Source organism: Pseudomonas sp. HMWF021 (assembly GCF_003061005.1).
In the GTDB taxonomy this organism is placed as follows: Bacteria; Pseudomonadota; Gammaproteobacteria; order Pseudomonadales; family Pseudomonadaceae; genus Aquipseudomonas.
The window spans coordinates 8,685-17,716 of sequence record NZ_QAIK01000159.1; the positions used below are offsets into that span (position 1 = coordinate 8,685).

A 9,032-nucleotide genomic window follows, 5' to 3' on the forward strand; every position below is an offset into this window, starting at 1 on the left:
TTTACTCGAGCTAACGCTCATCGTGTTGAGTGGGGCGGCTTTGCCGCAGGGGTTGTGCGTTTTCTAAACTATAGGAGCCAGCCTGCTGGCGATGGCGGCCTGACAGCCGACCAATCTCATACTGAATAAACCCAATCCCCTGTAGGAGCTGCCGAAGGCTGCGATCTTTTGATCTGCTTTGGCTTTGGCTTTGGCTCTTGATGTGGCTTTTGATCTTCAGCCCCTTCGGCAGGCCGAGCGTAGGTGTCCATCAGGGGGTAGGCGCGCAGCGCCATGCGGCGTAGCCGCATACATCGAGAGGAGGTGCAGCGAAGCAAACCGTAGGCGATGCCCCCTGATGGGCACCGTAGCGAGGGAACACTGAGCCTCAGCGAAGTGCCGTACGCCGGGGGAAGCCTTTTTGGTTACTTTTTCGGCGTTTGGAAAAAGTGACCCGCCGTAAGGGCGGAACCGTAATTAGCAACCCCCGCAGCAACGGATATGCCCACAAAAGCTCCAAAACCCCAGTCGGCCCCCAGGCCGCTGCGACCACACAAACAAAAACGGCCTCTATATAAGAGGCCGTTCCCGATACAACTTCAAGACGTTATCGCAAGACAAGCCTTATTTGCGGTCTTCCAGCTTGGTGATATCACGCGACTCATAGCCGGTGTACAACTGGCGCGGACGGCCAATCTTGTACGGGCTGGAGAGCATTTCTTTCCAGTGCGAAATCCAGCCGACAGTACGAGCCAGGGCGAAGATCACGGTGAACATGCTGGTCGGGATGCCGATCGCCTTGAGGATGATCCCCGAGTAGAAGTCGACGTTCGGGTACAGCGAGCGTTCGATGAAGTACGGGTCGGTCAGCGCGATCTCTTCCAGGCGCATGGCCAGTTCGAGTTGCGGATCGTTGTTGATGCCCAGTTCCTTCAGTACTTCGTCGCAGGTCTGCTTCATTACAGTCGCGCGCGGATCGCGGTTCTTGTAAACGCGGTGACCGAAGCCCATCAGCTTGAACGGATCGTTCTTGTCCTTGGCCTTGGCGATGAATTTGTCGATGTTGGACACATCGCCAATCTCGTCAAGCATGGTCAGAACGGCTTCGTTCGCACCGCCGTGGGCAGGGCCCCACAGTGCGGCGATACCGGCGGCGATACAGGCGAACGGGTTGGCACCCGAGGAACCTGCCAGGCGCACGGTGGACGTCGATGCGTTCTGCTCGTGGTCGGCATGGAGGATGAAGATCCGGTCCATGGCCTTGGCGAGTACCGGGCTGATCGGTTTGATCTCGCACGGGGTGTTGAACATCATGTGCAGGAAGTTTTCCGCGTACGTCAGGTCGTTGCGCGGGTACATCATGGGTTGGCCCATGGAGTACTTGTAAACCATCGCTGCCAGGGTCGGCATCTTGGCAACCAGACGGATCGCGGAGATTTCGCGATGCTGCGGGTTATTGATGTCCAGGGAGTCGTGGTAGAAGGCCGAAAGGGCGCCGACTACGCCGCACATGACGGCCATCGGGTGGGCGTCGCGACGGAAGCCGTTGAAGAAGGTTTTCAGCTGCTCGTGAACCATGGTGTGGTTTTTCACGGTGCTGACGAACTGGGCCTTCTGTTCTGCAGTCGGCAGTTCGCCGTTGAGCAGCAGGTAGCAGGTTTCCAGGTAGTCCGACTTTTCAGCCAGCTGTTCGATCGGGTAGCCGCGGTGCAACAGAATGCCGTTGTCGCCGTCGATATAGGTGATCTTCGATTCGCACGAGGCGGTCGACATGAAACCTGGGTCGAAAGTGAAGCGGCCCGTGGCCGTCAGGCCCCGAACATCGATTACATCGGGACCAACGGTGCCGGTTAAAATGGGCAGCTCGACGGGGGCTGCGCCCTCGATGATCAACTGCGCTTTTTTGTCAGCCATGTGGCCTCCTATTTATGCTTGAACCATCAGACAGACCCCCCACGCAGGGCCCGCACCACTATAGTGAGATAAATTCGAATGTCAATTTGCCTAAAGTCTTGCTCCAGAAGGCTTTAAGCGCACTTTTTCCTCGAAATTGACTGCCATTTACGCCTTTTATGCGACTTGTGCAATCAGCTATTGGGGGTAGGTGATTGCGTTGTCATTAGTAGCCTAACTGTCTATACTCGGCCACCGACCGCCAAGGGCTTTTGGGCTTGCTTTCATTGGGGGTCGCATCCCTGGGTGGTGGTTACCTGACCAGTGCACTCCCCAACAACTTTGCCCTGATTGTTAGGGGCTCTTCAGTGTGAAAAAAAAGCCGTGAAAAGCCAACGACCTGTAAACCTAGACCTAAGGACCATCAAACTCCCAGTCACTGCTTACACGTCCATTCTTCACCGAATCTCCGGTGTCATCCTCTTCGTGTGCCTTGCCATCATGCTTTACGCATTGGACAAGTCGCTGAGCTCCGAGGAAGGCTTCGGTCAGGTGAAAGCGTGTCTGACCAGTCCGCTAGCCAAGCTAGTGATTTGGGGCATCCTGTCCGCTCTGCTGTATCACCTGGTTGCCGGTGTGCGCCATTTGATCATGGACATGGGCATCGGTGAGACGCTGGAAGGCGGCAAGCTGGGCTCGAAAATCGTTATCGCCGTTTCCGTGGTGGTAATCGTTCTGGCAGGAGTTTGGATATGGTAACTAACGTCACGAACCTCTCGCGTTCGGGCCTCTATGACTGGATGGCGCAACGTGTGTCGGCGGTCGTTCTCGCGGCTTACTTCATTTTTCTGATCGGATACGTCGTGGCCCACCCAGGCCTCGAGTACGCCCAGTGGCATGAACTGTTCGCCCACAACGGGATGCGTATTTTCAGCCTCCTGGCCCTTGTTGCCCTCGGCGCTCACGCCTGGGTCGGCATGTGGACCATCGCGACCGACTACCTGACGCCAATGGCGTTCGGCAAGTCCGCGACGGCTATACGTTTCCTTTTCCAGGCAGTATGCGGCGTTGCGATGTTCGCTTACTTCGTCTGGGGTGTGCAGATTCTCTGGGGTATCTGAGTCATGGCTAACATTCCAACGATTTCTTTCGACGCCATCATTATTGGTGGTGGCGGTGCCGGCATGCGCGCTGCGCTGCAGCTGGCACAGGGCGGTCACAAGACTGCCGTGATCACCAAGGTTTTCCCGACCCGTTCGCACACTGTATCCGCCCAGGGCGGCATCACCTGCGCAATCGCGTCCGCCGACCCGAACGATGACTGGCGCTGGCACATGTACGATACCGTCAAGGGTTCCGACTACATCGGTGACCAGGACGCTATCGAATACATGTGTCAGGAAGGCCCGGCTGCCGTTTTCGAGCTGGACCACATGGGTCTGCCGTTCTCGCGTACCGAGCAGGGCCGTATCTACCAGCGTCCGTTCGGTGGTCAGTCCAAGGACTACGGTAAGGGCGGTCAGGCTGCCCGTACCTGCGCAGCCTCCGACCGTACCGGTCACGCGCTGCTGCACACCCTTTATCAGGGCAACCTGAAAGCCGGTACCACGTTCCTGAACGAGTACTACGCTGTCGATCTGGTGAAAAACCAGGAAGGCGAATTCGTCGGTGTGATCGCGATCTGCATCGAAACCGGCGAAACTTCGTACATCCGCGCCAAGGCCACCGTATTGGCAACTGGCGGTGCTGGCCGTATCTACGCCTCCACCACCAACGCCCTGATCAACACCGGTGACGGCGTTGGCATGGCGCTGCGTGCTGGCGTGCCGGTACAAGACATCGAAATGTGGCAGTTCCACCCGACCGGCATCGCCGGCGCCGGTGTACTGGTGACCGAAGGTTGCCGTGGTGAAGGTGGTTACCTGATCAACAAGCACGGTGAGCGTTTCATGGAGCGTTATGCTCCGAACGCGAAAGACCTCGCTGGTCGTGACGTGGTTGCCCGCTCGATGGTTAAAGAAATCATCGCCGGCAACGGTTGCGGTCCGAATGGCGACCACGTAATGCTCAAACTCGACCACCTGGGCGAGGAAGTGCTGCACAGCCGTCTGCCAGGCATCTGCGAACTGTCGAAGACTTTCGCACACGTTGACCCGGTGGTTGCTCCGGTTCCGGTTGTTCCGACCTGCCATTACATGATGGGCGGCGTTGCCACCAACATTCATGGCCAGGCGATCACCCAGAACGCCGAAGGCGTGGATCAGATCATTCCTGGTCTGTTCGCCGTAGGCGAAGTGGCTTGCGTATCGGTACACGGTGCCAACCGTCTGGGCGGCAACTCGCTGCTCGACCTGGTGGTATTCGGCCGCGCTGCCGGCCTGCACCTGGAAAAGGCGCTGACCGACGGCATCGAATACGACGACGCTACCGAAGCCGACATCGAAGCTGCCCTGTCGCGTTTGAACGCGCTGAACGGCCGTACCGATGGCGAAGACGTGGCGACCCTGCGTCGCGAGCTGCAAAGCTGCATGCAGAACTACTTCGGTGTATTCCGTACTGGCGAATACATGCAGAAGGGTATCGCTCAGCTGGCCGATCTGCGCAAGCGCATCGCCAACGTGAAGATCAACGATAAGTCGCAAGCGTTCAACACCGCGCGTATCGAAGCTCTGGAACTGCAAAACCTGCTGGAAGTGGCTGAAGCTACCGCCATTGCGGCCGAAGTACGTAAAGAGTCCCGCGGCGCCCACGCCCGTGAAGACTTCGAAGACCGTGACGACGAAAACTGGCTGTGCCACACCCTGTACTTCCCGGGTGAGAAACGTGTCGCCAAGCGTGCCGTGAACTTCTCGCCGAAGACTGTTCCGACTTTCGAACCTAAAGTCCGGACTTATTAAGGGTGACCGCCATGTTGCAAGTCAGTGTTTATCGCTACAACCCTGATCAGGACGCTGCGCCGTTCATGCAGGAATTCCAGGTCGATACCGGTGGTAAAGACCTGATGGTGCTGGACGTGCTGGCCCTGATCAAAGAGCAGGACGAGGGTTTCTCCTATCGTCGCTCTTGCCGTGAAGGCGTCTGCGGCTCCGACGGCATGAACATCAACGGCAAGAACGGTCTGGCGTGCATCACGCCGCTGTCCGCTGTCGTGAAAGGTAACAAGTTGATCGTTCGTCCGCTGCCAGGTTTGCCGGTTATCCGTGACCTGGTTGTCGATATGAGCATCTTCTACAAGCAATACGAGAAGGTTAAGCCTTACCTGCAGAACGACACGCCGGCTCCGGCCATCGAGCGTCTGCAGTCCCCTGAAGAGCGTGAAAAGCTCGACGGTCTGTACGAGTGCATCCTGTGCGCCTGCTGCTCGACCTCGTGCCCGTCCTTCTGGTGGAACCCGGACAAATTCCTGGGTCCAGCTGCACTGCTGCAAGCGTACCGCTTCCTGGCAGACAGCCGTGACACCAAGACGTCCGAGCGTCTGGCTTCGCTCGATGACCCGTTCAGCGTCTTCCGCTGCCGGGGCATCATGAACTGCGTCAACGTATGTCCGAAAGGCCTGAACCCGACTAAGGCCATCGGTCACATCCGTAACATGCTGCTTTCGAGCGGCGTGTGATTCAGCTGCTGTAACCGTAGGACCGCTGTACCGAAGAGGCTGTGGCGCGGGCTTCAACCCGCGTCATGGCTATAACCAGAGCAGTAGCCACAAGCTGCAGCTCTTATTTTGAAGAAATGAGACAAGCAGGGGCATCCGGGCTGGTACCCGGACTATCAGCGTGATCCTAAGTGGCTTGTTTTGGTCGCTGCATTCGGACTTCTGCAAGTTTGCTCGGTATTGACGCCGATGGTGTTCCCCTAACCGAGGGTGACCAAGCATGCAAGAAAGCGTGATGCAGCGCATGTGGAACAGCGCCTACCTTTCAGGTGGAAACGCTGCCTATGTGGAAGAGCTTTATGAGCTCTACCTGCACGACCCTAACGCTGTGCCAGAAGAGTGGCGCACCTACTTTCAGAAGCTGCCTGCCGACGGCAGCTCTGCCACTGATGTTTCGCACTCCACAATTCGCGATCATTTCGTGCTGCTGGCAAAGAACCAGCGCCGCGCCCAACCGGTTTCCGCCGGCAGCGTGAGCAGTGAGCACGAGAAGAAGCAGGTTGAAGTGCTGCGATTGATCCAGGCCTACCGTATGCGTGGCCACCAGGCAGCCCAGCTTGACCCGCTGGGGCTGTGGCAGCGTCCTGCACCTGCAGACCTGTCGATCAATCATTACGGCTTGACCAATGCCGATCTTGATACGACCTTCCGTGCCGGCGACCTGTTCATCGGCAAAGAGGAAGCGAGCCTACGCGAAATTCACGAAGCGTTGCAGCAGACATATTGCCGCACCATCGGCGCTGAATTTACGCACATCACCGATTCCGAGCAGCGCCAGTGGTTCCAGCAGCGTCTGGAAAGCGTGCGCGGTCGTCCGACGTACTCCGCCGATATCAAGAGCCACCTGCTCGAGCGCGTCACTGCCGGTGAAGGCCTGGAAAAATACCTGGGCACCAAATACCCGGGCACCAAGCGTTTCGGTCTGGAAGGCGGCGAAAGCCTGATTCCGATGCTCGACGAGCTGATCCAGCGTTCCGGTTCCTACGGCACCAAGGAAGTCGTCATCGGCATGGCCCACCGTGGCCGTCTGAACGTGCTGGTCAACACCTTCGGCAAGAACCCGCGCGAGCTGTTCGACGAGTTCGAAGGCAAGAAGAAGGTCGAGCTGGGTTCCGGTGACGTTAAATACCACCAGGGCTTCTCGTCCAACGTGATGACCGCAGGCGGTGAAGTTCACCTGGCCATGGCGTTCAACCCGTCCCACCTGGAAATCGTTTCCCCGGTGGTCGAAGGTTCGGTTCGCGCCCGTCAGGATCGTCGTAACGACCCGACCGGTGAGAAGGTTCTGCCGATCTCCATCCACGGTGACGCTGCGTTCGCAGGTCAGGGCGTGGTCATGGAAACCTTCCAGATGTCGCAGACCCGCGGTTTCAAGACCGGCGGTACCGTGCACATCGTGATCAACAACCAGGTCGGTTTCACCATCAGCAACCCGCTGGACTCGCGTTCCACCGAGTACGCCACCGACGTTGCGAAGATGATCCAGGCGCCGATCCTCCATGTGAATGGTGATGATCCGGAAGCCGTGCTGTTCGTGACCCAGCTGGCCATCGACTACCGCATGCAGTTCAAGCGTGACGTGGTGATCGATCTGGTCTGCTACCGTCGTCGCGGCCACAACGAGGCCGACGAGCCAAGCGGCACTCAGCCGCTGATGTATCAGCAGATCACCAAGCAGCGCACCACCCGTGAGCTGTACGCTGATCGCCTGACTCAGGCCGGTGTACTGGACGCTGAACGTGTTCAGGCCAAGGTCGACGAGTATCGCAACGCGCTGGACAACGGTCTGCACGTGGTGAAGTCGCTGGTCAAGGAGCCGAACAAAGAGCTGTTTGTGGACTGGCGTCCGTATCTGGGCCACGCCTGGACTGCGCGTCACGACACGCGTTTCGATCTCAAGACCCTGCAGGAACTGTCCGCCAAGCTGCTGGAAATTCCGGAAGGCTTCGTGGTTCAGCGTCAGGTCGCGAAGATCTACGAAGACCGTCAGAAGATGCAAGCCGGCGGCCTGCCGATCAACTGGGGTTACGCCGAAACCATGGCGTACGCGACCCTGGCGTTCGAAGGTCACCCGATCCGCATGACCGGACAGGACATCGGCCGCGGTACGTTCTCGCACCGTCACGCTGTGTTGCACAACCAGAAAGATGCTGGCACCTACATTCCGCTGAAACACCTGTACGAAGGTCAGCCACGCTTTGACCTGTACGACTCGTTCCTGTCGGAAGAAGCGGTACTGGCATTCGAATACGGTTACTCGACCACCACGCCGAACGCGCTGGTGATCTGGGAAGCCCAGTTCGGCGACTTCGCCAACGGTGCACAGGTTGTTATCGACCAGTTCATCACCAGCGGCGAGCACAAGTGGGGCCGTCTCTGCGGTCTGACCATGCTGTTGCCACACGGCTACGAAGGTCAGGGCCCTGAGCACAGCTCGGCACGTCTTGAGCGCTACCTGCAGCTGTGCGCCGAGCACAACATTCAGGTGTGCATGCCGACCACGCCGGCCCAGATCTACCACTTGCTGCGCCGTCAGGTAATTCGCCCGCTGCGCAAACCGCTGGTAGTGCTGACGCCGAAGTCGCTGCTGCGCCATAAACTGGCCATCTCGACGCTGGAAGATCTGGCCGAAGGTTCGTTCCAGACCGTGATCCCGGAAATCGATGCACTGGACCCGAAAAAGGTCGAGCGCGTTGTTCTGTGTAGCGGCAAGGTCTACTACGACCTGCTGGAAAAACGCCGTGCCGAAGGCCGTGACGATATCGCCATCGTGCGTATCGAGCAGCTGTATCCATTCCCTGAGGACGACTTGAAAGAAGTCCTGGCTCCTTATACCAACGTCAAGCATGCCGTCTGGTGTCAGGAAGAGCCGATGAACCAGGGCGCCTGGTACTGCAGCCAGCATCACCTGCGTCGCAGCATCGGTAACCTCAACAAGTCTCTCGTACTCGAGTACGCGGGCCGTGAGGCTTCTGCTGCCCCAGCATGTGGTTACGCATCGATGCACGCCGAGCAGCAGGAAAAACTGCTGCAAGACGCGTTTACCGTTTAACGCCTTCGCGCACCTGAAACCGAATTTAAGGAACCACAGATAATGGCTATCGAGATCAAAGCCCCCACTTTCCCGGAATCGGTTGCCGATGGCACCGTTGCCACCTGGCACAAAAAACCGGGCGACGCCGTCAAGCGTGACGAACTGATCGTCGACATCGAAACCGACAAGGTCGTACTGGAAGTGCTGGCTACCGCCGACGGCGTGCTGGGCGCAATCGTCAAGAACGAAGGCGACACCGTTCTGTCCGACGAAGTCCTGGGCTCCATCACTGAAGGTGGTGCTGCTGCCGCTGCTCCAGCCGCCGCTGCTGCTCCTGCCGCTGCTGCCGCTGCCCCGGCTGCTGCCGAAGGCGAAGACGATCCTGTTGCCGCTCCTGCTGCGCGCAAGCTGGCTGAAGAGAACGGCATCAACATCGCTTCCGTTGCCGGCACCGGCAAAGGCGGTCGTGTGACC

At 58.4% G+C, this 9,032-nt stretch carries 7 protein-coding genes; 6 read left to right on the forward strand and 1 reads right to left on the reverse strand.

Annotated elements, in window-relative coordinates; genetic code table 11:
* Positions 1-603: 603 nt before the first annotated feature.
* On the reverse strand, positions 604-1,893 hold the full coding sequence (gltA, locus tag DBR18_RS22790; protein WP_003222994.1) for a citrate synthase: 1,290 nt from the start codon (positions 1,891-1,893) through the stop codon (positions 604-606).
* Positions 1,894-2,256: 363 nt separating this feature from the next.
* Between gltA and sdhC the strand changes: the two genes are divergently transcribed.
* From sdhC to DBR18_RS29755, 6 genes are all read left to right on the forward strand, one after another.
* Positions 2,257-2,631 (forward strand): succinate dehydrogenase, cytochrome b556 subunit, encoded by a 375-nt coding sequence (gene sdhC / locus DBR18_RS22795; RefSeq protein WP_016773673.1) that lies wholly within the window; start codon positions 2,257-2,259, stop codon positions 2,629-2,631.
* Positions 2,625-2,993: a succinate dehydrogenase, hydrophobic membrane anchor protein gene (gene sdhD / locus DBR18_RS22800; RefSeq protein ID WP_003222999.1), complete on the forward strand. Its 369-nt coding sequence runs from the start codon at positions 2,625-2,627 to the stop codon at positions 2,991-2,993. The genes sdhC and sdhD overlap by 7 nt, the downstream gene beginning before the upstream one ends.
* 3 nt (positions 2,994-2,996) lie before the next feature.
* Complete coding sequence (sdhA, locus tag DBR18_RS22805; RefSeq protein ID WP_007962857.1) at positions 2,997-4,769, forward strand: succinate dehydrogenase flavoprotein subunit; 1,773 nt, start codon at positions 2,997-2,999, stop codon at positions 4,767-4,769.
* An 11-nt stretch (positions 4,770-4,780) separates the two neighbouring features.
* Complete coding sequence (locus tag DBR18_RS22810) at positions 4,781-5,485, forward strand: succinate dehydrogenase iron-sulfur subunit (protein WP_003223007.1); 705 nt, start codon at positions 4,781-4,783, stop codon at positions 5,483-5,485.
* Between the two features lie 259 nt (positions 5,486-5,744).
* A complete protein-coding gene (locus DBR18_RS22815) occupies positions 5,745-8,576 on the forward strand; it encodes a 2-oxoglutarate dehydrogenase E1 component (RefSeq protein ID WP_108592010.1) in 2,832 nt (943 codons plus the stop codon).
* Positions 8,577-8,618: 42 nt separating this feature from the next.
* A partial coding sequence (locus tag DBR18_RS29755; RefSeq protein ID WP_256588852.1) for a biotin/lipoyl-containing protein occupies positions 8,619-9,032 on the forward strand: 414 nt, incomplete at its 3' end.

What these genes read in the sequence shown, in the direction of transcription:
- gltA (WP_003222994.1), bottom strand. Translation starts at nt 1,893, where the DNA reads ATGGCTGACAAAAAAGCGCAGTTGATCATCGAGGGCGCAGCCCCCGTC.
- sdhD (WP_003222999.1), top strand. Translation starts at nt 2,625, where the DNA reads ATGGTAACTAACGTCACGAACCTCTCGCGTTCGGGCCTCTATGACTGG.
- sdhA (WP_007962857.1), top strand. Translation starts at nt 2,997, where the DNA reads ATGGCTAACATTCCAACGATTTCTTTCGACGCCATCATTATTGGTGGT.
- DBR18_RS22810 (WP_003223007.1), top strand. Translation starts at nt 4,781, where the DNA reads ATGTTGCAAGTCAGTGTTTATCGCTACAACCCTGATCAGGACGCTGCG.
- DBR18_RS22815 (WP_108592010.1), top strand. Translation starts at nt 5,745, where the DNA reads ATGCAAGAAAGCGTGATGCAGCGCATGTGGAACAGCGCCTACCTTTCA.